15 protein-coding genes and 4 pseudogenes are annotated in these 24,525 nt (G+C 56.2%); 4 read left to right on the top strand and 15 right to left on the bottom strand.

From position 1 onward, the window contains the following. Nucleotides 1-533 precede the first annotated feature (533 nt). Both AABM55_RS08125 and AABM55_RS08120 read left to right on the top strand, forming a co-directional pair. Nucleotides 534-818, top strand: a complete 285-nt coding sequence (locus AABM55_RS08125) for a DUF3077 domain-containing protein (RefSeq protein ID WP_347929284.1) — start codon at nucleotides 534-536, stop codon at nucleotides 816-818. Then, nucleotides 815-1,081 carry a short-chain dehydrogenase gene (locus tag AABM55_RS08120; RefSeq protein ID WP_103316269.1) on the top strand — a complete coding sequence of 89 codons (267 nt, stop codon included), beginning with the start codon at nucleotides 815-817 and terminating at the stop codon, nucleotides 1,079-1,081. Before AABM55_RS08125 ends, AABM55_RS08120 begins: the two co-directional genes overlap by 4 nt. 315 nt (nucleotides 1,082-1,396) lie before the next feature. Here AABM55_RS08120 and AABM55_RS08115 read toward each other — a convergent pair whose 3' ends face one another. Beyond that, the gene (locus tag AABM55_RS08115; protein ID WP_347929283.1) at nucleotides 1,397-1,600 is read right to left on the bottom strand and encodes a hypothetical protein; all 204 of its coding nucleotides are present in this window, start codon (nucleotides 1,598-1,600) and stop codon (nucleotides 1,397-1,399) included. Nucleotides 1,601-1,609: 9 nt separating this feature from the next. Continuing rightward, a complete protein-coding gene (locus tag AABM55_RS08110) occupies nucleotides 1,610-2,788 on the bottom strand; it encodes a hypothetical protein (RefSeq protein ID WP_347929282.1) in 1,179 nt (392 codons plus the stop codon). A gap of 252 nt (nucleotides 2,789-3,040) precedes the next feature. Between AABM55_RS08110 and AABM55_RS08105 the strand changes: the two genes are divergently transcribed. After that, the gene (locus AABM55_RS08105; RefSeq protein WP_347929281.1) at nucleotides 3,041-4,054 is read left to right on the top strand and encodes an IS110 family transposase; all 1,014 of its coding nucleotides are present in this window, start codon (nucleotides 3,041-3,043) and stop codon (nucleotides 4,052-4,054) included. Between the two features lie 421 nt (nucleotides 4,055-4,475). Here the strand turns inward: AABM55_RS08105 and AABM55_RS08100 are convergent. The 7 genes and pseudogenes from AABM55_RS08100 to AABM55_RS08080 form a co-directional block, all read right to left on the bottom strand. Beyond that, nucleotides 4,476-4,622, bottom strand: a pseudogene (locus tag AABM55_RS08100) (IS4 family transposase); the annotation flags it as partial. 485 nt (nucleotides 4,623-5,107) lie between these two features. After that, nucleotides 5,108-5,500 carry a hypothetical protein gene (locus AABM55_RS29840; protein WP_367576147.1) on the bottom strand — a complete coding sequence of 131 codons (393 nt, stop codon included), beginning with the start codon at nucleotides 5,498-5,500 and terminating at the stop codon, nucleotides 5,108-5,110. Further along, complete coding sequence (locus AABM55_RS08095; protein WP_347927255.1) at nucleotides 5,497-6,657, bottom strand: IS30 family transposase; 1,161 nt, start codon at nucleotides 6,655-6,657, stop codon at nucleotides 5,497-5,499. Before AABM55_RS08095 ends, AABM55_RS29840 begins: the two co-directional genes overlap by 4 nt. 152 nt (nucleotides 6,658-6,809) lie before the next feature. Further along, a complete protein-coding gene (locus AABM55_RS08090) occupies nucleotides 6,810-7,184 on the bottom strand; it encodes a hypothetical protein (protein WP_347929280.1) in 375 nt (124 codons plus the stop codon). Nucleotide 7,185: 1 nt separating this feature from the next. After that, nucleotides 7,186-7,404 carry an EndoU domain-containing protein gene (locus tag AABM55_RS29835; RefSeq protein ID WP_367576146.1) on the bottom strand — a complete coding sequence of 73 codons (219 nt, stop codon included), beginning with the start codon at nucleotides 7,402-7,404 and terminating at the stop codon, nucleotides 7,186-7,188. Nucleotides 7,405-7,522: 118 nt separating this feature from the next. Beyond that, nucleotides 7,523-7,966 carry an RDD family protein gene (locus AABM55_RS08085; protein ID WP_347929279.1) on the bottom strand — a complete coding sequence of 148 codons (444 nt, stop codon included), beginning with the start codon at nucleotides 7,964-7,966 and terminating at the stop codon, nucleotides 7,523-7,525. Nucleotides 7,967-8,106: 140 nt separating this feature from the next. Then, the gene (locus AABM55_RS08080) at nucleotides 8,107-8,688 is read right to left on the bottom strand and encodes a hypothetical protein (RefSeq protein ID WP_347929278.1); all 582 of its coding nucleotides are present in this window, start codon (nucleotides 8,686-8,688) and stop codon (nucleotides 8,107-8,109) included. Nucleotides 8,689-8,909: 221 nt separating this feature from the next. Here AABM55_RS08080 and AABM55_RS08075 point away from each other — a divergent pair, with 221 nt between their 5' ends. Further along, nucleotides 8,910-10,349 (top strand): HEAT repeat domain-containing protein, encoded by a 1,440-nt coding sequence (locus AABM55_RS08075; protein WP_347929277.1) that lies wholly within the window; start codon nucleotides 8,910-8,912, stop codon nucleotides 10,347-10,349. A gap of 68 nt (nucleotides 10,350-10,417) precedes the next feature. Here AABM55_RS08075 and AABM55_RS08070 read toward each other — a convergent pair. The 6 genes and pseudogenes from AABM55_RS08070 to AABM55_RS08045 form a co-directional block, all read right to left on the bottom strand. Then, nucleotides 10,418-10,675 (bottom strand): annotated as a pseudogene (locus tag AABM55_RS08070) (ATP-dependent helicase); the annotation flags it as partial. Nucleotides 10,676-10,922: 247 nt separating this feature from the next. Continuing rightward, nucleotides 10,923-11,342 (bottom strand): SMI1/KNR4 family protein, encoded by a 420-nt coding sequence (locus AABM55_RS08065; protein ID WP_103319803.1) that lies wholly within the window; start codon nucleotides 11,340-11,342, stop codon nucleotides 10,923-10,925. Nucleotides 11,343-11,370: 28 nt separating this feature from the next. Then, nucleotides 11,371-11,601, bottom strand: a pseudogene (locus AABM55_RS08060) (HNH/ENDO VII family nuclease); the annotation flags it as partial. A 963-nt stretch (nucleotides 11,602-12,564) separates the two neighbouring features. Further along, nucleotides 12,565-21,053, bottom strand: a pseudogene (locus tag AABM55_RS08055) (filamentous hemagglutinin N-terminal domain-containing protein); the annotation flags it as partial. A gap of 25 nt (nucleotides 21,054-21,078) precedes the next feature. Further along, the gene (locus tag AABM55_RS08050) at nucleotides 21,079-22,797 is read right to left on the bottom strand and encodes a ShlB/FhaC/HecB family hemolysin secretion/activation protein (RefSeq protein WP_347929276.1); all 1,719 of its coding nucleotides are present in this window, start codon (nucleotides 22,795-22,797) and stop codon (nucleotides 21,079-21,081) included. Nucleotides 22,798-23,007: 210 nt separating this feature from the next. Further along, entirely contained in the window at nucleotides 23,008-24,354 is a 1,347-nt protein-coding gene (locus tag AABM55_RS08045; RefSeq protein WP_007934066.1) for a DEAD/DEAH box helicase, read from the bottom strand. Nucleotides 24,355-24,525: the final 171 nt, after the last annotated feature.

Here is a 24,525-nt window from a genome sequence, read left to right as displayed (position 1 = left end):
TTCAGGGCCGCTTCGCGCCCCAGCGGGAGCAAGCTCCCTCGCCACAACTGCGGATATGCCTGAAACATCGGCGTAAGTGAACAGCATTGCGGACACGTGTCCGGGCTTTTTGGTGAGTGTCTGCTCCTGAAACTGCTGTGAACCTTGTTCAGGACGGGACCGGCTAATGGGTGTCCCTTTTCCGCATCGGTATCCGCGCACACGGCAACTGTCAGTTCCGGAACAAACCTACAAACAAACCGCCTGCGTCAGACCTTAGGCCGATTGACTGCCACAGCCTCACTCCCTATCCTCGCGCTTGTCACGACTCACTCGTGATCGGGTTTGACGGCTCGGTAGTTTTAAGGCGCGCACTGTCCTTCAACTTTGCTCGTGCACTTCTGTGCTCGACGCAAAACTTAATGGTGACTGTGCGCGGGGCACTTTCGAGTGCGCCGGGTGCCTTAGACCGGTCCGTCAACCTGCGCACAGTTGCCACCCTATCGTTTGACGGCGACCACGTGGCAGCTCTTGATCACTAAGGAGCTTCCCCCATGACCGATCCAACCACAAAATCCACCCCCTTCGCCCGCTGCGACCACGTCGACCATTACCTGTTCGCCGTCCAACCCGACATCCCGTTACTCGACGCCCTCGAACACGCCTCGGTCTACCTGAGCTGCGCCGAAGCCCTCGCCCATCAAGCCCCCACCGCCACCACCCCGGAACACATCGTCTCGTTACGCTGGGCCAGCCAGCAGATGCTCGGCACCGCCCGATCATTGCTCCAGGCGTCGATCGACGGACTGCACGCCGCCCAACCGGAGGATGACGCATGAACCCGCACATGCCGATGACCAACAACGATTGCGATATCCCGGTGCTGCTGGTCGCCACCCAAGCACCGCTGGATGTACTGCACAGCAACGCCGCTGCACGGTTTCTGGCGGTCACGCAAATGATGGAAAGCCTGGCCAGCCTCGACATTGCCCACGCCAAAGGCGCAGACGTGCAGCAAATCGCCCACGCAGCGGCGATGTTGCTGCGGGACGGTTGTGATGTGATGGATGTGTTGGGGCGCCAGATTCGGGCGCAGCACTGAGGTAACGCATAGGCTGTTCCCGCACGTTGCGGGGGAGGAGCTGATGAGCCTCAGGTCGTGCGCGCAATATCTTGCAAAGCGATGATGTTCAACGCCGTACCCCGCGATAACTATGTATCTCATCGCGGGGTGCGATTTATTTGTTGATGCAAACACGTCGATCGGCAAGGGCTGAGGTACGGAGGAATGGGCACCCGAAGAAGGTTAAGTAAGTGTCATTCAAATCTGTCCCCTTTTCGTTCTAAGGCTAATGTGTGTCCCCTTTTCGTGAAAAATCGGTGGGTACTTCAGACCTTCCTTACTACCCCACATAGACTAATCTATCCAGTCAACATTAAAATCGGCCAATTGGATTTGAAGGCCTGCTTCATGTTCGAACCAATAGTCAAATCCTTGACCATCACTTTTTTTTAGGTATAGATAATACCCACCGGTGTCTCCGTCACGATCATCATCAATAAGCACTCTCCATCCAAAATACTCGCCTTCAACGACTATACCCTCTCGAATTATAGACATAACGACATCCTAGTCCGCATAGGGGACATGATTGTTAGATATATAACTTCCCGTCATAGGGTCTTTCACTCCAAAGTGCACATGCGGAATTCCAGGAGCATGAGCTCCCGATAAAGATCCGGAGTCGATGCGAAACTCCTTGGTGCCATCCGCGCTATGGAACACACCAGAGCCAGGCTTACCTATCTCTCTGTACTGAGAACCGAGATATTTTTGCCCTGCTGATAGTGCCTCATCGGTTGTTAGCGTCATAGAGCTCGTGAAGTTTTTCTTACCAGATAGCGTTTCATTGATAACTTGATCTACGCGTTGGATAGCGCCTGCGTCTAGCTGGATCTGATTCTCAGCATTAACAAAGATTTTCCAATTCTCAGTTGGACCAGCCAGCGGAATGCGCGGTGTCGTAGTAGGTTTTGCACCATCAGCCGTTTTCACCGAAATTTCAACCGGCTTCGGCTCAATAACCGGCACATCCAGATCAGGACCAATCCTCTCGAGCTTGGCCAGTTTTCCTTCAAGCCCTCCCGCCTTGGCGATTGCCGCAGCCCTTTGAAACGCGCTGCTTGTAACATCAACCCCCATTTTGGAGAGCGCCAATGCGCCCTTGGCAGCGTCGGTCCCACCGCCAGCCACAAGGCTGACAACCAAGGCCACGGCTTGACCCATTTGATTGCCTAGGTTCTCCGCGTTGGCATCGCCTCCGTGCTCAAGCGCATCAGAAATCTGAGTCAACTGAGAGTCAAACGCTTCAGAGGCGGCACCGAGCAGCTTTTTCCCATCGGCGGTGGCTGCAAACTCTTTCATGGCAGCCACACTTTCAATCGGATGAGCCATCAACTGGGCAGCACTATCAAGCGAGCCAAGCCCTGCCCCGGCCATCCCGTCAGTAAACCCTTTGAGAATACCCGACCCGGTCAACAAATCCTGACGCCCGGAGATCCCCGCCCATTTCACAGCAATCAGTAATTCTTCCGCAGGGTTTTTAGCAGCCTTCAGCTCTTTTGTTGCTTGAACTATTTGCTGCGTCGCCAACCAGTTGTTATCAACGTTCGCCGTCGCCGCGTTGTTCGCCGTCGCGGCACCGTTCGGATTGCTCATGGCCGCAATACCGGTCACCAGACTGGTGATGATGTTGCGTTTGGCCTCGCGCTCTTCGCTGGTTTCGTTTGGACTGGTCTCGTTGAACAAACCGGCCAGTACCCTGCTGGCCGAGCCACCCAAGGCACCGGCAGCAGCAAAAAGGGGACAGATTTATTTACGACAACAAAACCCGGCAATGTCTACTCCTGAAACAGGTGTAAACCTTATACAGGATAGGACGACGACTAAAATCGTTTATCAATAAATAAATCTGAGAATCATCTGGCCGGCCTCCCCACCTCACGGAGGTGGCGCAAAATTCAAGGTGCGAACTTAGACTTTTGCTGTGAGGAGGCCGTGATGAAATTCTGTGGCATAGACCTGCATTCGAACAACAGCGTTGTAGTGGTTACCGACGAAACGGACCGAGTTTTAGTCAGCCGGCGGTGCCCCAATGAGCTGGCGCAAATCCTCCCGCTACTCGAACCACATCGTGGAGAATTGCTCGGTGTCGTGGTCGAGTCTACGTACAACTGGTATTGGCTGGTCGACGGCTTGAAGGCGGCGGGATTCGAGGTAAAACTGGCCAACCCGGTGGCGATGCAACGCTACAACGGTTTAAAGCATTCCGATGATAAGGATGATGCGGCGTTCCTAGCGCATTTGCTGCGGCTGGGAATATTGCCGACTGGCTATATCCATCCACCGCAAGAGCGGGCGCTGCGCGATCTGGCACGTAAAAGGATTCAATTGGTACGCAGCAGGACACAGCATATTCTGGCCGCTGAAAACATCATGGCGCGCCAGTCTGGCCACCGACTGACCTGTAATGAAGTCAAAAGCCTGTCAGCCACCTCCGTGGACAGGCTGTGCCTGTCTACGGAGGTGGCTCTGGCGATGAAAGCCAATGTCGCCATTGTCCAGGCATTACAGACTCAAATTGAAGTTCTCGAGGACCGATTGCTGCATGAAGTCAGCCTGCGCCCCGAGTTCTGTTTACTAAAAACGATGCCTGGAGTTGGCGAAGTCCTGGCCACGGTCATCATGTTGGAGACCGGTGATATCGAGCGCTTTGCCGATGTCGGCAACTTCGCCTCTTATGCCCGCTGCGTAAAGAGTGCGCATTACTCCAACGGCAAGAAAAAGGGCGAAGGAAACACCAAGAACGGCAATGCTTACTTGATCTGGGCCTTTATCGAAGCGGCCAATTTTGCGCGACGCTTCAGTGCGGACGCCAAACGCTTTTTCGAGAAAAAGAAAGCCAAGACCAACGCCGTGGTCGCTACCAAAGCACTGGCGCACAAACTGGCGCGGGCGAGTTACCACATTTTGAAGGAGAAACAGCCTTTTGATGCCAAGCGCTGTTTCGCCTGAAGGGCGAGTTAAGGTGATGGCCGATCAACCAAAAAGGGACTGGCGTAAGCCATAAAATCTGAGTGGCGGCCGGCTGTCACCGCCTGAGTGTGTTGTAACCGGGTCGTCTGCCAAATGAGCCCGTTGAGACTGGACGTGCTTTTGCACGAGCCACAGATCTGTGACACGTTTTTGGACATTTGGCGGCACCAACGTTTCTCTGGGGCAGTTGACTGCCAGGGCGGTGCTGGGTGTATCGCTACCGCTTGATCCACATGGGTGTCAGGCACGACTCGGTCGTAGCCAGCGATGAGGAAACGGATACGACGGGTTCAACCAGTCAGGTTTAGTGATAGGAGAAACCCCGCAGCAAGAGCTGCAGGGCAAGTTGGCTTTTAGCCTTGACTCGAGACCGGCTAATGGGTGACCCCTTTTCACGGCCCGGCATGAAACGCCCAAGTCCTGTCAGAGTGAGCCGACGACCTCGGAGCAATGCGCTGACACAACACATCAACGTTTTCAGACGGCGAGAATGGACAGTGGGAAGTGCTTGAGCGAGCGCGCTGTGTAAAAATCGGATGGCCTGCATGGGATCGGGATCTTGTTTTTGTGTGGTGCAATACAAGCTGCCGCCCCGTGCAGGTCTCTTCAATTCCTAGGTTCTTGATTTGTCGTAAGAAAAAGCGGGGATTTCTCAGAATCTGTCCCCTTTTCACTACAGGCCGTTAGGTATCAGGCCGATCATAAGCAGAGGATGGGGGCAGTCAGATAGTGAAATGAAAATCCCCGGCAGATGCCGGGGATTTTTAGAGAGCACTTACTCAACTACATACGTAGTGAATTTATTTTGCTCCTCTTCTAAGTGCAATCTTCTACAATTTGGGCATCGATATACCGTGATAGCTCTTTCATCAAGAGCCTCATATAGCTGATCAGAAGAAAGCTCATCTCCATTATCCAATTTTTCCCCCAACCTCTCTATCGCCGACTCAGGAATTAGAGTCAGCTCATAGTCTGACCACCCTTGGGAAAGGTTCATAACGTAACCGCATACACAAGAATACTTTGGCACTGTTAGCCCCCTCCAGAAGGCCGATCAAATCGGAAAACTGCCCCATCAGAACCTTGGAAGAATATAGTCTTTATATTCTGTGCGTTAGTTTTTCCCCACATACGAGCAGCGATGGAAGACATATCGGCGCTAGGCAAGTCCGCCTGCACTAGAACTCCTCCAGCTTGATTCGCTTTCTTCTCTATCGCCCTAACTATGTTGCTGGGAGCTGGGTTCTGCGGCGTATACACATCGACAGATCCAATTCCATCAAGATGTAAATCCGCAGTACGTTGCCCTTGAATACCCTTAGCTGATGCGGTGGTCTGGTGCGTAACATCGTAGCCAAGACCAGATAGCCCTTGTCCTGCGCGGACTTCGTTTGCATCAAGAAAAAAAGGGGACGGTGCGCTCAACCGGTCGGCGCAACAAGACGTTGCAACCTATCAGCCGGTGTTTCGAAATCCAAGGTTTTGCGTGGTCGTTGATTCATCTGTAATGCAACGGCATTGAGATCGGATTGAGAATACCCACTCAAATCGGTGCCGTTGCGAAAGTACTGGCGCAATAAACCGTTGGTGTTTTCATTCGTACCACGCTGCCAAGGACTGCGCGGATCGCAAAAAAACACGTTGATGTTTGTGTCCAGCGTAAATCGTTTGTGCTGGGCAAGCTCTGTGCCTCGATCCCAAGTTAAGGAGCGCCAGAGCTGTTCTGGAAGTTGTTGGACCTCGCGTATCAGGCCATCCACAACACTCTTGGTATCTTTCCCCTCTACCCGGACAAGAACCAAAAATCGAGTGGTGCGCTCTACCAGCGTGGCAATGTGGCTGTTTTTAGAGCCGGTTATCAGGTCTCCTTCCCAGTGCCCTGGTATGGCCCTGTCAGCCACCTCAGCAGGGCGTTCGGATATCGAAACGGCATCAATGATATGACCTCTGGGTTGCCCCTTGCTCGTAGCAGTTTTTGCGCGGCGCATCATGCGTCTGGAGCGAAGTACGGCAACCAATTCCTTCTTCAAGACACCTCGTGCTTGAATAAACAGGCTTCGATAGAGCGTTTCATGGGAAATCTGCATGGCGGGAGCGTCGGGATATTCGCGTTTGAGCCAACCCGAGATCTGCTCGGGTGACCAGTAGAGCTTCAGCTTACTCGATACCACTTCGCACAGTTCAGGGGACTGATTCAATCGATACGGTTTGGGGCGAAGTCCGCGTGTCCAGGCTTGCGCATCTGCGTCCGTTGCGCGGTAAAGACCTCGTCCTTGGTTTCTCGATACTTCACGACTGACCGTTGAGGGCGAGCGGTTTAATTGGGCTGCGATGTGGCGAATGGAATGACCGATCGCCATTCCCCTGGAGATTTCTTCGCGCTCGCCCAGCGTTAAAGCAAGCCGAGAGCGGTGCCTGATTCGCGGGGAAATTCCCCCATTGCGAGCCAGTAATGTATGGACAGTGCCTGCTGGTTTTTGAATGGCCAGCGCTATTTTGCTGAGGGTTTCGCCCCTGCGCCACAACCGCCAAAGCTCTGATTTTTGTTCAGCAGAAAACCCATGTGTACCACTGCGTGCCATTTCTTACCATGCCCCAATCAACGAGCGGAAAGTGTACGTTGCGTTGACCGGTTGAGCGCGCCACAGATTTATTTACAACGACAAAACCCGATCATCCATAAATAAATCTGTCCCCTTTTCGGTCCATAAATAAATCTGTCCCCTTTTCGCTCTTAATCAGCGATCTCCTTACCACTCACAACAGCCAACTCAATTTCCCGGAGGTACTTTGAGACATCTGTACCTACGAAAACCATTGATCTAATTGACTCTAAAGCAGCAAAAAACACTTCTCTATTGTTACTGCCAATCACTTTCAAAAGTACCAACAAAGCATCATCACTAGGAAATCCACCTATAGCCTCGCAAAGGCGTACAAGCCAGGCATCACTTTTGTCAACTACAGCACCCAATATCTTTGACCAGTCGTCACCAGTAAACTCTTCAAGTAAAGATGAAGCATGAATGACTCCAACGTCATGCCAATAGTCAGGCGCTTCCATTTCAACTGAAAACAAACTTATACATTTATCAAATTCGTTATACATTTTACTGCCCCAGAAATTGCTGCACTGTTAAGCAACCCTTGCCACATGGATACCCGGCGGTCACTACATCGCCAACTTTAACCACCTCAACCTTGATGCCATTCACTGTTGACTGATAAAGCGATGCACCATCTGACACTCGGGTTGCGATTGGCTTAGTACCCCCCGCTGATCTAATTGCGCTAATTGCCTGAGAATCACTCCACCCCTCTGGGAACAAGGTGCTCGTTTTAATCTTAGAAAAAACAGAAAGGGGACAGATTCATTGACGACAACAAAAATCGGCTATCCATAAACAAATCCGGACCTTCTCTCATAACAGCCATACATAAATCAATTTATTTGACATTGACCACCATGGTCATGGCAAGCATATCGCCAAGACGTCGCCTAAACCCGAAAAACACAAAGACTGCGTCTAAAATACTAAACATCGCTTTCGGAACATTTCGTAAAAGCGACTGAAAAATCGTGCACTTCTTATTCACAGGAAACCCTACTACGGACATCTTCAACAACCGTTTACCCACACTCTGACCGTTCGGTAGAGCATCACAAAATAGAAAATAGCTGATCGCAAACACCAGCAGAATATTACTTATCACGCTGTAAAAAAGCGCGACGCCGTAGGAGCTACTCGCCATGAGCATATAACCAATCAATCCTTTCAAAAATATCAGAACAAACACAATAGACAGATCAATAAAATATCCAGCCAAGCGTTTGCCCGGACTGGCCAAATCGTATAACGACTTCAATGCTTCGGATTCAGTATTACGCATCAAACTCTCCACCATCTGAAAAAAACACAAAAAAACCTGACCAAAAGGAGACAGTTTTAATCTCAACGACCAAAATTGTTTGTCATTAAATAAACCTGCCCCCCTTTTTCGATAAATAACGCTCTTTTCTCGCTCAGCAACTAGCGCGAAGGAATATCCCTGATGTCGGACACGATAAATGTCGGCAAGGTACGAATATAGAAAGGCTCCACATCAGCATTATCTTTGTGAGTCAGCGCCGCCACCATCGTCTTCATATTGCGAAGCTGACCAAATGCACCGGCAGGCTGCAGCCCCTCGCGAGTTTGGGAGAAATGCAACACTTCGGTACCGGCCTTTTTGACCTTGACCTGATAACTGAAATCAACACTGGCGAGGATCGTATTGTCGTCGACGATGACCGACACCAATCCACCATTGGAGTTACCGATCCGACGCTTGTAGACGGTGTTCACATCCAACAGGTAATCGGCACTTTCCTTGCTCGTCGCATAGCGATTAGCGCTCGACAATTGATTGATCAGCTCAACGCTGAGCTGCTCGCGCAACGCGTCTTGCGGCATAAACCGCTCATTCTTGCCGACCAGTTCAAGGTCGAAGTTGTCGATCCAGTAGGTAGCGGTCGCCGGGATCTGAACTGGCGTGGGGGAGATGTAGTAAGCAGGTTTCGAGGCGCAGCCCGACAAAAATAAGATCGCCAACAGTAAAGCCAACACACGCATGTCGATTCGTCCTTGAGGAGTTTCACGTTAGTTTAAGAGCGAGATTTTACAAACACAGAAGGGACTGATTTGTTTACGGCGACAAACGCCCTGATCGGTCTTTGCGCGACCCAATTGATGATACCATATAGCCATCATCCCCTCGTAACGATATCCTTGCCTCACCCAATACATACACGCTGCGAGTCCTGTCCGACAGCCTCCGGCCACAAGGACAAACCATGAACGCCTTCCAGGGATGGCTCAAACGCATTTTTAATCGCGCCGCTCATACTACTTCCACCATTGCGCTACGCGACGAGACTCCGCTTCCAAGAGAGGTGCGCAATGAGGACCTGCGCACAGACGAAGAGATTCGCCGTGACCAAGCGATGGCTGTGCTCAGCACGGCTCGGAGCACTGGCGATTGGTGCGCTCTGAGTCGTCATCGTAATGGATTCGTCCGCGAGGCGGCCGTGCGCCGGCTCATGCAGATTGAGGGCCGCTATGCACTGGCAGCGTTGATCGACAGCTTGAATGACTACGTGCCGCAGATTCGTACACTGGCCAGCGATCATGTGCAGCGCTTTCTCGATCCACAACATGCAGTAATGCTGATTCAGGTACTGGACTCATTCATCTCCCTGGCCCAGAAAAACCGTATCGATCACCAATCAACGCTGACAAACGTCATTCGTATTTTGGCGACGCCTTCGGTGCGAGATACCACCCTTGAAGCGTTTAAGGCAACGCATGGTAAACCAGCACGCCTACTGCTGGAGGTATTAGAAAAGGCGTTTGCGCATGACCTCGCCCACATGCTGGAAATAGCCCTGAACCATCAGGACCCATCGGTCCAACGCCTGGCATTACAGGCAAGCCTGCAGTTGCCCGACGCACAGGTACAGGCTCTATTGCTCGGAGCATTGAGCAGTCACGCCGCAAACCTTCGGGTGAATGCGCTGCGCGCTTGGCTGAATCTGGCGAACACCCCGGACCAGATTCACTGCGTTTTGAAAAGAGCATTGTTCGACACTTCGACCTCGGTGCGTTCCCTTGCACGTTGGGCGTCGTCGAAGTGGCAACTCGACAGTCGAGAGGTGCTGCTGCAACACCTGCAAGCGCCGTTACCGACTACCCAACGTGAATGGATTGGCCTGATCGGGTTGGTTCGGGAGCTGAACGAACCGCAGGCCAGAGAGATGCTCGAGTCAGCCGTCGAATATTCCGCACCACGAGTTCGTGCGCAGGCTTTGGAGACATTCGAACAAGTGTGTGGCGAAGCTTCGTTGCCTGCACTGATCCGCGCACTGGGCGACCCCTCGCCTCGTGTGTTCCGTGTTGCAGTTGACCTGTTGAGAAAACAATCCAGTACCGCGGTTGATGGTCCGGTCTCGGATCTGCTCGAGTCCGGCTCACGAACGCTCAGTCATGAGCATCGCCGAGCACTGGTCAGCATCAAGGCAAGCTGGGAACAACTCAATTACTGGATGCGCGGTTTGAGTCAGGCCGACACCGATAACGGCGACTGGTTGGCTGAAATCAATCGATGGTGTGAGACACGCCACAAGACGTCCGACTACACGACACCCAAAGCCCTGCGCCTGCAATTGCTGCACGCACTGGGTGAACTCGAGAGTCAGGGCAAAGTAGCAGGTGGAACCGTCGCCAGTTTGCGTTGAACCCGGCGTACATCGAACATAAAAAACCCGGACACTGTCCGGGTTTTTTATGGGATCGCCAAGGCGCGTTATTCAGCGGCCGGTGCTTGCGGCTTGCGGCGCTTGAGCGGCGCCATGCCGTCCTTGCTGACCAGCGACAGGGCGTCGGTCTTCGGGCGGTTGGCGATCTTGCGTTTGGTCGGGGCCTTGGCGCCGGTCTTTTTCTTGTCGCCTTTGGCGTCGACTTTTTTCTTCTTCACGCCAACGGCTTTGCCCGAGGCCTTGACCTTTTTCGGTCCGCCGTAGGTGCCTTTGACTTCCTTGATGGTGTGGCACTCGAAGCTCTGCTATCAATAAATAAATCTGTCCCCTTTTCGGTTTATCCCCTTTTCGCATGCTGAAAAAGGGCGTATTGAGCAGGTAGACCGTAGGTCGTCAGGTTGGTAGACAAAAAGGAGACAAAAGAACTGCAAAAAGGATACAGCTTGAGTACAAGAAGGCTACAGGATGGGTGCAGGAAGGCGGCAAAAAGGGTGCAGATAGGGTGCAAAAAACACCGGCGCAAGGCCGGTGTTAGTAATGTTCCTATAAAGGCTACTCACCATCTATCCATGCGTGTTTTATCCAACTAGCGAGACTGGGCCAAGTTTCATTGGAGCGCCCATCATGCGCCCAGTAACTGACAGAGCCATCCTCAAGAAGACAATAGTAGTTCCCATTATCCTCGCAAATGGGGAGCCACGACGTTGGAACACCTTGCTCTCGAGCCTCCGCAACAACGTTCAGAAGCTCTCTCGGGCTATTTCTGTCCACGGTTAATCGAAGCGCATCCTTACCATTAAAAATACTATCACTTGCCTCCTTGGCAAAAAACTTATACTCATCCGAAAATGAGATACCGAGTTCACGCTCATAAGCAATAATTAAGGCATCATCAGGAAGTCGCTGTGCATTTGGAAGAGACATACGAACGCTTTTCAGCTCTGCGACAACATCTCTTATGTCAATATCCATAATAACCTCCAATACTAAAATTCATAATTCAAAAATTATTTGCTCGGCTTCTCCAATAGTCTTTTTTCCACTTTTCAAACTGTGATCTGTTGATTCCAGAAGGAATATCAGAACCCGAATTTATATGAATAGCACCACTATTTTGTTGGTGAAAGCTTTGCGTAACCTCAGCAATTGGACCGTCCTGGGTTTGCAACATATGATGCAGATTGACCTTCTTGCCATCAGGCCCATATGGAGCCAATCCATTTTTCATGAGATCCAAATTTGTCAGACCAGTTTGGCTATCCACCCTACTCGGATCAACCAAGTCATTCCTCTGATAAACTTTATTACCATTAAATTGTATTGGCTCTTGAGACCAATACTTTCTTTGCTGACCAAAGAAGCCCGTCGCCTCGCTCTCTAACGCCGCTCCTGTTGCTTTTGCACCTGTAAAGCTCGCATCATTAGCCGCTGGTGCCCCATCACCTACTACTTTTGTTTCACCAGACAGTAAATCGGTCGCAGGTCCTTTTGCAACACTTACTTCTTTTGCACCGATGCTAGCACTGCCCCTTCCCAAGGAGCCGATCTTTGGAATCCCAAGGCTCGCAACATTCATGAGTCCTATCACAAGATTGCCGATGCCATTCCATGTATCACCGTCATAGACTTGGCCCGCACCGTGGCCAGCCTGAAGCCCACCATTCGCCGCAGCGGCGACCCGAATCGTAGTGCCGAGGTTACCGGTCAGAAAATAGAGAGCTGGTGACCCCACGTCACTCATCGCCTGCATTTCGCGATTGATGCGCAGGTAACCTTGGGCATCGCGATATAACATTTCGCTAGCGCTCTGGTCTCTGGACCAAAAGATATTGGCAACCGACACACCATCCTGAGCTCTCAAGCCATCGGCGTAAGCAATTCGCTCCTGCGTAGTACCGCCCGCAAACGGGTAATCCCGATAAGGAACGGGCCCGTTCTTAAGCAAGTTGTCGATGCTGGTCCGAGCAGCCTCTTCCCCGTACTTGAGGCTTTGCTCATAGCCATACACCTGAAGGTAGGCGGCCAACTCGGTTTTTTCTGAGGAAGATAGGGACGCAGGATCGGCATGAAAACGCTCCAACAGCCCATCACTACGTTGGTCCGCGCCTTGGAGCACCATCATCTTTTTCGCGGCGTCCAAGCTCTTGGTTTCCTCATACTCCTTGAGGGCTCTGTCTCGCTCTGCTTGGGAGTGATAGCCCAAGAAGTTGTACTGGGTTGCATTCGCCGCCACTGCAGCAGCGATGTCACTATCCCCACCCGAAGCCGCCGCTCCAAGCACACCCACTACTTGCGAGAGAGCCATTAGGTTGGCTTGAGCCCGGTTGTACTCCGGGGAGCCCGGAACAAGATTTGAGGGTAAGAGTTTGTCCCCCAGCAATCCGACCAACACTTCGTTGGCGCCACCAGCGATTGCTCCGGTACGGAAATCACCACCCATCGCTTCAGCTAGCAAACCACCGAGACCGGCATGCAAGGCAATTTTCGTTAAGTCCCCCTCTGCCAGGCCCAGGTCTCCAATTTTCCCGGCTCCCACAGCACCACCGATACTTGCAGCCGTACCAGCAGCCGAGCTGGCAAGATTGTCCTTGAAGCTGCCGCCATAAACTGCCGTTTTGATCACCGCATCAGCCGCTACTTTCATTGCAACGGTTTGCAGGCTCTTGACATCAAAACCAACACTGCCCGGACTGTAATTGAGCCCCTTAGCGACACCCGCCGTTGCGGCGCTTACGACATAGCCTTTGATACTGTCTTTAGAAGTAACGTCTTTGACGACCTTCCCAAGATTACCTCGGTTGTTAATAGTGCTGACAGTTGCCTTGGTTGCGACACTGAGAGACGCAGCCTGCAACATTGAATTCATGCCGGCCATCATCGGCCCCATGACTGCCGCCAATGCAATCGCAATGATCAACTGCGAAGCGGGCCCCAATCCTGAGTTGCTGTACTTGAACGACTCATGAATCTCCTTGACCTGCCTCCAGTCCACATCACCACGCGCTTCAGCTTGCTTCAACCATGCAAGCTGAGGGTCCGCCTGGACCATCGCATCGATGGTCTGGCTGACGCTCTTCTGGTCGATGTGTTTGATGTCGATCTTCAGACCATCAACAGCTTTGATCGTGAGATTGCCAGCGGCAATCAGGCTGCTCTGACGCAACGTTTCGTCTGTATTGCCCTTGCCTTTCGATGAGGTCCAGAAAGCATTGTTATCGCTCTTGGTATGGCTTTCATCATGCAGATCCTTCACCCCTTCAAAGGTGATGGCCCCACCGCTTTGCAGCGTGATGTCCTTACCGCTTTCAAGCTTGGCCACCTGATACTTTTGATCCCCACCGCTGGCCAGTGTCAGGTCCCCGCCGGTCTTGATTTCACTGCCCACATTAGTGACCTTGGTCACTTCATCGCGCTGGGTTTCCTTGCTGCCCCAACTGCCTTTTTTCTTCATGTCGTACAGCGAGTAGTCGCTGTCTTGTGCGGCCAGCAGTTCAAGCTTGTCGCCCGCCACCAGGTACGCTTCGTCGCCAGCGCTGATGCGGCTGGAAATCAGCGTCATGTCCTTGCCCGCGTTCAGCGCAACATTGCCGCCGGCGGTGAGGCTGGTGGACACCTGGTGAACATGGTCTTCCTGGCTCTTCACTTCCTTGGTTTTGCTGTACGAGTGCTGCTCGTTCGCGGCCGAGGCCAGGGTCAGGTTTTCGGTGGCAGCCATGGCGATGTCGCGCTTGGCGTCGATCTGGCTGGCGATAGCCGTGAGGTCACGCCCGGCGTCGACTTTCAGATCACGGCCAACGTCAACGCTGGAGCCGTACTGGGTGATGGTTTGATTGCGGTGGTTGGGGCCGGCCTCGTTGCTGTCGATCTGCTCGGCGGAGGCGATGTTGACATCGCGACCGGCGCTGATCGTGGTGTCGGCGCCGCTTTTCAGTACGCCGCCGGTGTTGTTGAAATCGCGCCCGGCGTTGATGGTCAGGTTGTTGGCCGCTTCGATGCGGGCCGCGCTGTCGACGAAACTCCGTTGCTCGCTGCGGGAGTCGCTGGCGCTTTCATGGGTGGTGACCGTGCGTTCGTTGATCACATCGCCCTTGATTGCGGTCAGGCTGACGTCACGCCCGGCGATGATGCCGCCGGCCTTGTTGACGAGGTTGTTGCCCGCCAACAGGTCCAGACGATTACCGGCTTCCACCAGGCCGCTGTTGACCAGGTCGTTGCCGGCGGCAGCCGAGAGGTTGCTGCTGGCGCGCAGGGTGCCGGCGTTGTTCAGGTCCTTGCCGGCGATCAGCGTCACGTCGCTGCCCTGGATCAGCGCGCCGTTGGCGGCCAACCGGTTGTTGGCGTTGGCCAGGTACAGCACCGGCACCAACACTTGCTCGCCATTGACCGTGGCATTTTCCATCCAGACGATGTCGTGGGTCAGGGCCGCGACCTGCTCGGAGGTCAGGCTCACGCCCAGTGACAGGTTGAGTTGCTGCTTGCTGGTGACGGCGTTGTTCATCAGGTACTTGAACAGTGCTGCGTCCGAGGTCTGGCCGTCAATGAAGCGCTGGCCGGTACGGGCGACTACGGCTTGTTGAATCAGCTTTTGCTCGTAGAGGCCATCGCCCAGACGCTTGGCGCTTTTGTCCGGGTCGAAACCGAGGTTCGCCAACAGGTAATCCGAGCTCATGAATTGCTTGAGGTCGGTGAGCACCGGGTTGGTTTCGATCAGGTATTTGTTTGGGTTGGATTTGCCCGAGGTGTCGGGCAGGCCCTGCACCCGCGCGACGCTGATAGGCTGGGTGACCAGGGAACGGTCCGCCGCTGCCACGGTGAGGCTGCTCGGCGAAAGGTCTCCCGGCGCCAGCTGGCGCTGGGCGGTGCCCAGGTTCGCGCCGCCCATGGTCCAGCTCTGCGGCGCGGTGTTGGCCACGGTGCTGCTGCCTTGGCTGCTCAGACGGAATAGACCGTTCTGGCCACTCGGCAGGCTAAAGCCCGGGAGCGCCAAGGGGTTGACCTGTTGCTGAGCGAGGTTCGGTGGCAGCTGTTGGTTCAGGGTGATACGGGTCGAGTACGGGCTGGCGGCAGCGCCGGTGTCGGTTCGAGCACCGCTGCCAATATAGGTATAGCCTGGCCGTATGACGCTGTTGTCTATTGTGTTTTGCGCATTGATGTTGATGGCGCCGGCGGCCTGGATAATCGCCGCGAAACTTTGATCACCGGAAGCCAGCTTGGTGACTTGACGCAGTGCAGGCAACTCGGTTTCGGTACTGCCAATGAAACTAGCCATCGCAGCATTCAGACCGCTGATGTCGCCCGTGTAACCGCTGCTTTGATACCAATACTGGTTGGTAAAAGCCCTGGCAGCATTGAACCAACCGTCCGGATCTCTGGTGCGCTCGGAGCGGTAAATCCGAGAAGTTTCGGTCTCTCCCGTCTCAAGTCCGCTGTTGGTCAGACTGCTCAGCGTGGCGCTCAAATTACCGCCAGAGGAGATACTACTGCTCTGGTTGAGCAATTGCCCGCCACTGATGGATAAGTTGTTGCCGGCTGCAATGCTGGATGCGCTGCTGCCGCTGGCCTCGAGCTTTTCCCGCTGGAGGATTTTCCAGGCGTAGTGCTCCTTGCCCCCGTCGCAGTCGGCTTTGGGCATGATCGTGCAGTCGGTGTTAGTAATGGAGGCGGTGTAGATGCCCTTATTGTCAACATTCAACACAGTCCGAACATTCTGAATCGTGCTCGCCGCCAGGCTCATGCTGCCATCGCTCTGGAGCGTGGCGGAGCTGTTGACGATGCTGTTGGCCAGGCCTCCCTGCCCATCACGGTCGATGCTCAGGTTGCCCAGGCTGTAGACGTTGGCATTGGTGTTGTTGAGGTCCGCAACGCGCAACGACATATTGCCGCCGCTGAAAATCAAACCGCCGTTGTTGGACAATGCGCCGGTCGTGAGCGTCAGGTCCCCTCCGGTTCCCAATGTCCCGAAGTTCCTCACCCCACCCGCCATGACCGTCATCCCGGCGCCGGAAGTCAGCCGACCGGCATTATCCAGTTGGCCGCTGACATTGAGCCTGGTGTCGCTACCGCCAGCGATGCTGGAAGTCACGCTATTGAGGTTCACTTGCGCGGCGCTCAGGCCAAGGGCCCCTTGGCTGCTGAGACGACCAGCGCCCCAGTAAGCACCGCCCAGGCCCAAGTTCAGGCTGCCGTCACTGGCAATCAACCCTTCGTTGAACCAGTTGACACCGCTACCGATGAAACTGTCGGTGGCCAACAGTTGGCCGCTGGCGGTTTGGGTGAGGCTGTTGACGTTGACGTTCAGGCGCCCGGCCTGGATGACGCTGCTGTTGGTCCAGGTGTCGGCATTGAGGGTCAGGCCACCTCGGGTGACCAGGGTGCCACCGGCCCCCATGACGTTCGCGGTGGAGATGTCGAAGGTGCCGGTGCCGACGTGCAGCAGGCTGCCGCCGGTATTGAGAAAGCTACCGGCGCCGAGGGTCAGGTCGGTGTTGGCGCTTTCCAGAGTACCGTTGCGGTTGTCGAACAGGCCACCGATCTGGAAGTTGGTTTTGCCGCTGGTGCCCAGGGCACGCAGCTGGCCGGTCTGGTTGTCGAGGCTGGCGGCTTTGATCGCCAGGGTGCTGTCGCTCTCGATGATGCCCAGGCGATTGTTCAGTGCGCCATTGAGGTTCAGGGTGATCTGGTTGCCGGCGATCTGGCCGTCGTTGTCGCCGCTGTTGTCGAAGTTGTTGCCGGTGACATTGACCTGGCCTTTGGCATAGAGGCCGCCATTGCGGTTGTCAAAGTTGCCCGCGCCCGTAGCGATGACGGCGTCGCCGTTTTGCGCCGCAATGCGACCACCATAGTTGTCGATCCCGCCCCAGGCTTGCAGGTTGAGGCGCTGGGCCTGAAGTGTGCCGCCCTGACGGTTGTTGGTCAGGTCGTAGCCGTTTTTCAGGATACCGACCCGCGCCTCAAGGGCGCCCTTGACGCTGGATAGCACGCCGCCACGGCTGTCGGTGTTGGCCGCCTTGAGGGTCAGGTCGCCGTCCTGGGCGATGATCTTGCCGCTCTGGTTGTCGATATCGCCGGCGACGTCGAGGTTGACCGCACCCTTGCCTTGCAGCGAGCCCCTGGCGTTACCGAGGCTGGCCGCGGTGAGTTGCAGATCCGCATTTCGGCTGGCGATCAGGCCGCCGGCCGTGTTTTGTACCGCCCCCGTCGCCGTGAGCTTAAGGCTGTCGGTGGCCCCGACGGTGCCGTGGTTGCTGTTATCCAGGCCGCCGGTGAGCAGGATCATCTGGCCCTGGCTGGACAGTTCGCCGCCCTGGTTGTTGATCTGGCTGCCGGTAAAACTCAACGTTTGTTGAGCGTTGACGGTGCCGCCGGTGTTGCCGAGGGTCATGGCGTTCAAGGTCAGGGCCGCGCCACTGCCGATCACCCCCCCCTGAGCGTTGTTCAGCAGACCGCTGACGGTAATGGATTGCCCACCCACGCTGGAGAGGGCGCCTTGGTTGCTGTTGTCGAGGCTCCCCGCGTTGACGGTCAGGACATTCTGGCTGACCAGCGCACCGGCGCCGCTATTGAGCAGTGCACCGCCGATGGTCACATCGACGTTGCCGCTACGGCTGGAAACGGTGCCGTTGTTGCGGTTGTCGAGGCTGCTGCCATTGAGGCTCAGCCCCTGCCAGCCGGAGAACAGGCCGCCGTTCTGGTTGATCAGGCTGCCGGCGGTCAGGTTCAGCAGAGTGTTGCTGATCAGCTTGCCGGCATTGCTGTTGTCCAGGGTGCGAGCCGTCAGGTTGATGCTCTGGACGCTGCTGAGTTCGCCGCCCTGGTTATTCAGGTCGCGCAGGTGATCGATGCTCAGGTTGCCGGCGGTGACGATATGGCCGGCAGCGTTGTTCAGGTCACCGGTCGCACTGCCGAAGTCGATGGCAATCGCACTGCCCTGCAGACTGCCGCTCTGGTTGTTCAGCCCGGCGCTGTTGATGGTCAACGCGGTGGTGGCGTTGATCAGCCCCTGGTTCTGATTGGTGAGCTGGCCGTCGATGGTCAGGCCCAATTTGGCACGGCTGGTCAGGGTGCCGCCCGAGTTATCCAGGCTACCGGTATGAACGTCGACCGCGGCCGCGGCGATCATCCCTTTGATGCTGCTCAAGGCCTGCTCGATGCGCAGGGTCAGGGCCTGGTTGCTCAGCAATTTGCCGTTGCCGTTATCCAGGCTTTCGGCGGCGATGGTCAGGGCCTGGGCGCTGGAGATTTCGCCGCCCTGGTTGTTCACACCCTTGAGGTTGCTCAGCACCAGAATCGGGGCGTTGATCATGCCGCCCTGGTTGTTCAGTTGGCCGTGATTGAGGTCCAGGGTCAGCGCGGTTTCGCCTTTCAGTTCGCCGCCCTGCTGATCCAGGCCGGTAACGCTGGCGGTCAGGGCCTTGGCCGCGCCAATGCGGCCGCCATCCTGGTTGGTCAGTTGCGCGGTGGTCAGGTTCAGGCTATCGCCGCTGCTCAGGAACCCGCCGTGGCTGTTGTCGAAATGACCGGTGTTGATCAGCACCGCCGACTGGCCACTGATCGTGCCCTTTTGGCGGTTATCGAGGCTGGCGCTGCGCAGGTCGAGGCCACTGTCGGTGACCAGGCGCCCCCCCTGGTTGATGAGCGCACCGCTGCTGGTGAGACTCAGTTGGCCGGCGCTCGACAGGCTGCCACCCGAGTTATCCAGACTACCGGCGTGAACGCTCAGAGTCCCTTCGCTGCTGATCAGGCCCTTGAGCTGGTTGGTCAGGGCGTTGTCGAGGGTGATGACCAAGGCAGACTGAGCCCTCAGAATGCCGCCGCTGTTGTCCAGGCGGGTGCCGCTGATGGTAGTGGTGCCGACCTTGCCGACCAGTTGGCCGCCGGTCTGGTTAAGCAGATCAGCCACCGTCAGTTTCAGGTCGGTACCGGCCAGGACTTTGCCGCTGTCACTGTTGTTCAGATGCTGACTGGTGAGCGTCACGCCCTGGGTGCTAGAAAGTTCGCCACCGCGGTTATCGATGCTGTCGAACGTGAGGGTCGTACCCTTTACCCCACCGACCAGACCGGCGTTGCGGTTGTCGAAGCTGTGGCCGGTCAGGCTCAGGTTGCCTTGGCTGACCAGCACTCCACCTTGCTGGTTCAGGGTGTGGATGTCGGCGGTGAGGTCGCCTTTGCTGGAGAGGGTTCCGGCGTCGTTGTCTGCGATGTCCGCCGTCAGGTTGAGCGTACCGTTGGCACTGAGCAGGCCTTCATGGTTGACCAGATGGCCGACCTTGGCCGTGAGGGCACCGCTGCTGTTGATCAAACCGCCCTGACCATTGAGAGCTAGAGAGGCGGCCAGGTTCAGACGATCAGCGCTGAGCACCCGGCCCTTGTTCTGGTTGTCCAGCGTCGCGGCACTGACCGTGGTGTTTTGCTGCCCACTCAAGGTACCGCCCTGATTGTTCAGGGTTTGCGCGGCGTTGACCGTCAGGTTGCGACTGGCGACCACGCTGTGGCCGCTGTTGGCGAGGTTCTGTGCGCCAAGGCTGACATCACCGCTGGCGTTGCGGCTGCTGTCGGCGTTGACCCCGGCTTCGATAACGCCGTTGTTGGTCAGTTGGCCGCCAGCACTCAAATTGATGCGGTCGCGGGCGGCGAGGGATTGCTGGTTGCTCAGATCACCCTGGGTTTGCACGTTGAGGGCGGTGCCGGCGTAGACCGGAGCACGGGCGTCGAGGCTGCTGGCTTTGATGTTCACCGCGCCATTGGCCGCCGAGGTGTCGGCCAGGCTCAGGTGGCCGTTGGCATCGAGCTGGATGTCGCCACCGCTGGCGATCAGTTTGCCGTCGAGTTTGACCCCGACACCGGCTTCGGTGCCGACCAGTTTGATAGCCCCGGCGTACATGCCGCCGAGCGCCGAAGAGTCGATAGCCAGTGCCGGTTGCGAGCTGCCGTCGTTGGCCCGCGCCGTGGCATTGAGAGTGTCGGCGTTGACGTCGTTGCGACCGGCAACGATGGTCAGGTTATTCGCCTGGATCTGCGCATTGATCTTCGCGCTGCGGGTGATGATTTCGAAACGGTCGACGTTGGTGGCGTTGATCCCGGTGCCGTCGATGGAGACGCTGCCCTGATCGACCTGAAAGCGGTCCAGTCGACCGTTGTCGAGCACCGGCTTACCGGTGGTCAAGGTCACCCGTGGGGTGTTGATAAACCCGCAGCCATTGCAGCTGATGCCATAGGGGTTGGCGACGATCACCCGCGCCGACTGCCCCGCCACTTCGGTGTAACCGCTCAACCGGCTGGGGCTGCCGCCGTTGACTTCGTTGAGGATGGTTTGTGCGGAAACGCCCTGTAGATTCGGGTTGCCTAGGATAATCCCCCCAGTTGCGTGGCCTGCGTTCGGGCCGTGGCGTTGTTGAGAATGACCCCGTTGGTATCGACGTTGTAGTCGCGGAACTGGTTGTGCGACAGACCGCTGCCGTTGGGCGCGGCGATGTTGACGATCGGCACGCCATTACCCGCACGGTCCAGCGTCGTACCCGGCGCGCTGACCACTATGCCGTCCGCCTGCGCCCACATCGGTTGCCAGAACATGACGTTGGCCAGCAGGAACGCCAGGCCGCGCTTAGGCATGCCCATGAAACGTTCACGGGGAATCACGGCAGCAGAAGGCTGGCCGGCCAGAAAGGCCAGTTGGCGAACGTCCATATTCAGGTCTCGACAAAGCGGAAAGTTAGAGGAAGAAATCCACGCGGAAATAGATCGGGGCTTCGCGCTCGGTCAACGCATCCGGGCGTTCCAGAGAATGGGCGAAGGTCACGCTGGCAGACACATGCTGCCCTTTGGCAAACAGCTCGATCGAGTTGCTGGACATCCGCCCATGTTGCTCGCCGTTGTAGCGGTCATGACTGATCACGCCCTGGTCGTAACCCAGGCTAGTGCCATACTCGGCGAACACCGGGCGCAGCCACGCCCAATTCACCGGACGACTCCAACGCAGGTCGTTGCGCCAGTAGCCACCACTGTCACCGGACAACGACTGGTCCTTGTAACCACGGATCGACGACAACCCGCCCAGGCTGGTGCGTTGCGGGCTGAACAGCACGTCCTCGCTACGCTGGCCAGTCATCAGGCTGCTGAAGCTCAATGACTCGCCCCAGAGTTTGAACGGCTGCAAGTAGCTCAGGGTGCCTGTGTATTTGCGGTACCGCGCATCCGGCTCGCCCGGGCCCGGATGACCGTTGCTCTGGGCATCGAAGGCGCCGATACCTTTCTGCATGCCAAGGTCGAGGTTGACGAAGGCCGAGCCGACACGCCGTCCGTGGTTGATCCCGAACTGTGCTTCGCTCAGATGGTTGCTGCTCTGGGCCAGCTTGCTGTCTTCGATGAAGTTGTTGTTACGCGAGTGAGACACGCCGGCACTCAAGGACGTCTTGCTGACGGCATCGCGATAGATCACTCGCTCGGCCTTGAACTGGTGAGTCTTGCTGTCGCCAGTCTGTTTGAAGTTGTAGCCATTGGCGGCAATCTGCGAGCGGTAATCGCTCTGGCTGTAGCTGTAGTTGAAGCTCCACCAGCCCCACGGCAGGTTGTAATCGAGCATGGCGCTGCTCGATGTGTGGTTATGATCGCTCACCGCATCATGACCACCGCGCAACATCAGCTGGTCCGCCAGCCCTAGCGGGCTGTCCCAGTCAAAGGTCGTGCCCCACCGCTGTTCGCCAGTGCTGCGCTGGCCTTCGTTAGTGCGCGACAAGCCGGCGCGCCAGGGCTTTTGCGGGGTGTTCTTGACCAGCACTTCGCTGCCGCCCACCTCCTTGCCCGGTGCCAATTCCATCTGAGCCTGATTGGAGGGCAAACGGTTCAACTGATCGACTAGTTGCTCAATCTCGCGCAGGTTGACCAGGTCACCGGTCTTGCCAGGAAAAGCCATGGCCAACTCACGGTCTGACAGCTTGCTGCCATCTGCGCCCTTCAAGCCTTCGAGCTTGCCCTCGACCACCAGCACCTTCAAATGACCGGCAGACAAGTCCTGCTGCGGCAAGTAAGCGCGACTGGTGACCAGACCTTTCTCGAGGTAGTCATCGGTGATGACTTTCAGCAACTCGTTGAGCTGAGTGACGCCCAGGCACTGGTCGATGTAAGGCTTGAGCAAACGCTCGCGCTCACGGGCCGAAAGGCTGTCAGCACCTTTGAGTTCGATGTCTTTGATCGGGAAACAGCGGGTATCGGCAGGCGCTGTCGGGGCCGTCGGCTTGGCCGCTTTGCCGGGCAGTTCCTTAAGTTCTTCGAGACGTTGGCGCTGCTCTTCGAGCAGGCGATCCTGGCGATCGCGGATCAGATCTTGATCACCGGGGGTGGGTGCGGCATGGGCAAGGTTTACGCTGGTGAAACACAGCAATAGACACGGCAAAGCCGCACACGACCTCTTTCCGAGGGTGTGCAGGTACATGTTCGATCCCTCGAAACGACAAGTGATATCCATATGGCGGCGCGATGTTAAGTTGGCATCCTCTTGACGTCAACAAGCACAGTATGTGCTTGACTGGCTCATACATGACTCCTGATGGCGCTGACTCAGGTTCGACCTCAAGATCGCTATAGGCCAAAAATGAAAAAACCCGGACACTGTCCGGGTTTTTTGTGGGATCGCCAAGGCGCGTTATTCAGCGGCTGGCGCTTCTGGCTTGCGGCGCTTGAGCGGCGCCATGCCGTCCTTGCTGACCAGCGACAGGGCGTCGGTCTTCGGGCGGTTGGCGATCTTGCGTTTCGTCGGGGCCTTGGCGCCGGTCTTTTTCTTGTCGCCTTTGGCGTCGACCTTTTTCTTCTTCACGCCAACGGCTTTGCCCGAGGCCTTGACCTTTTTCGGTCCGCCGTAGGTGCCTTTGACTTCCTTGATGGTGCGGCGCTCGAAGCTCTGCTTGAGGTAGCGCTCGATGCTCGACATCAGGTTCCAGTCGCCATGGCAGATCAGCGAGATGGCCAGGCCATCGTTGCCGGCACGCCCGGTACGACCGATACGGTGAACGTATTCGTCGCCGCTGCGCGGCATGTCGAAGTTGATCACCAGGTCCAGGCCTTCCACGTCGAGGCCGCGAGCGGCAACGTCGGTGGCGACGAGGATCTTGACCCCGCCCTGCTTCAGACGGTCGATCGCCAGTTTGCGATCCTTCTGGTCTTTCTCACCGTGCAAGACGAACGCCTTGTACTCCTGCGCCACCAGACGGCCGTAGATACGGTCGGCCATGGCTCGGGTGTTGGTGAAGACGATGGCCTTCTGGTAGGTCTCGTTGGCCAGCAACCAGTTAACAATCTGTTCTTTGTGCTGGTTGTGGTCAGCGGTGATGATTTGCTGACGGGTGGTGTCGTTCAACTGGCTGACGGCATTGAGCTGCAAGTGCTCAGGGTTGTTCAGGACCTTGGCGATCATCTCGCGCAGGCCCGAACCGCCGGTGGTGGCGGAGAACAGCATGGTCTGCTGACGGTTGGTGCACTCGTCGACCAGACGCTGTACGTCTTCGGCAAAACCCATGTCGAGCATGCGGTCGGCTTCGTCGAGCACCAGCACTTCAACTTCTTTCAAGTCGAGGTTGCCGGCGTTCAGTTGCTCGATCATCCGGCCCGGAGTACCGATCAGGATGTCCGGCACCTTGCGCAACATGGCGGCCTGGACCTTGAAGTCTTCACCGCCGGTGATCAGGCCGGACTTGATGAACGTGAACTGTGCGAAGCGCTCAACTTCCTTGATGGTCTGCTGGGCCAGCTCGCGGGTCGGCAGCAGGATCAGGGTTTTGATGCTGACGCGGACTTTGGCCGGGCCGATCAAACGGTTGAGGATCGGCAATACGAATGCAGCGGTTTTGCCGCTACCGGTTTGCGCAGTCACCCGCAGGTCACGCCCTTGGAGCGCGAGCGGGATAGCCGCTGCTTGCACTGGCGTTGGCTCGACAAATTTAAGCTCGGCCACGGCTTTGAGCAGGCGTTCGTGCAGGGCGAATTGGGAAAACACGGGTGCTACCTCGAAGAAATACAAAAAATCAGCTGCATAGGGTAACGGTTTCGAGCGCGAAGGCCGAGTTTCTTTATGCAATCGGACGCAAACAATGGCGATTTTGTTAGCGGATTTGTCCCTGAACGTAACTCGATGCGTCTTAAATGCTCTAATCACCCCCTCTCGTCC

It is taken from the genome of Pseudomonas helvetica (assembly GCF_039908645.1).
GTDB classification, from domain to species: Bacteria; Pseudomonadota; Gammaproteobacteria; order Pseudomonadales; family Pseudomonadaceae; genus Aquipseudomonas; species Aquipseudomonas helvetica.
The sequence above is the reverse complement of the archived record's forward strand: the minus strand, read 5'-3'. Positions and strand labels throughout refer to the sequence as shown.

Bases quoted from the DNA above. Each gene is read 5' to 3' on its own strand.
- AABM55_RS08050 (WP_347929276.1), bottom strand. From the start codon at position 22,797: ATGTACCTGCACACCCTCGGAAAGAGGTCGTGTGCGGCTTTGCCGTGT.
- AABM55_RS08125 (WP_347929284.1), top strand. From the start codon at position 534: ATGACCGATCCAACCACAAAATCCACCCCCTTCGCCCGCTGCGACCAC.
- AABM55_RS08105 (WP_347929281.1), top strand. From the start codon at position 3,041: ATGAAATTCTGTGGCATAGACCTGCATTCGAACAACAGCGTTGTAGTG.
- AABM55_RS08120 (WP_103316269.1), top strand. From the start codon at position 815: ATGAACCCGCACATGCCGATGACCAACAACGATTGCGATATCCCGGTG.
- AABM55_RS08080 (WP_347929278.1), bottom strand. From the start codon at position 8,688: ATGCGTGTGTTGGCTTTACTGTTGGCGATCTTATTTTTGTCGGGCTGC.
- AABM55_RS08065 (WP_103319803.1), bottom strand. From the start codon at position 11,342: ATGGATATTGACATAAGAGATGTTGTCGCAGAGCTGAAAAGCGTTCGT.
- AABM55_RS08090 (WP_347929280.1), bottom strand. From the start codon at position 7,184: ATGTATAACGAATTTGATAAATGTATAAGTTTGTTTTCAGTTGAAATG.
- AABM55_RS08085 (WP_347929279.1), bottom strand. From the start codon at position 7,966: ATGCGTAATACTGAATCCGAAGCATTGAAGTCGTTATACGATTTGGCC.
- AABM55_RS08095 (WP_347927255.1), bottom strand. From the start codon at position 6,657: ATGGCACGCAGTGGTACACATGGGTTTTCTGCTGAACAAAAATCAGAG.
- AABM55_RS08115 (WP_347929283.1), bottom strand. From the start codon at position 1,600: ATGTCTATAATTCGAGAGGGTATAGTCGTTGAAGGCGAGTATTTTGGA.
- AABM55_RS08075 (WP_347929277.1), top strand. From the start codon at position 8,910: ATGAACGCCTTCCAGGGATGGCTCAAACGCATTTTTAATCGCGCCGCT.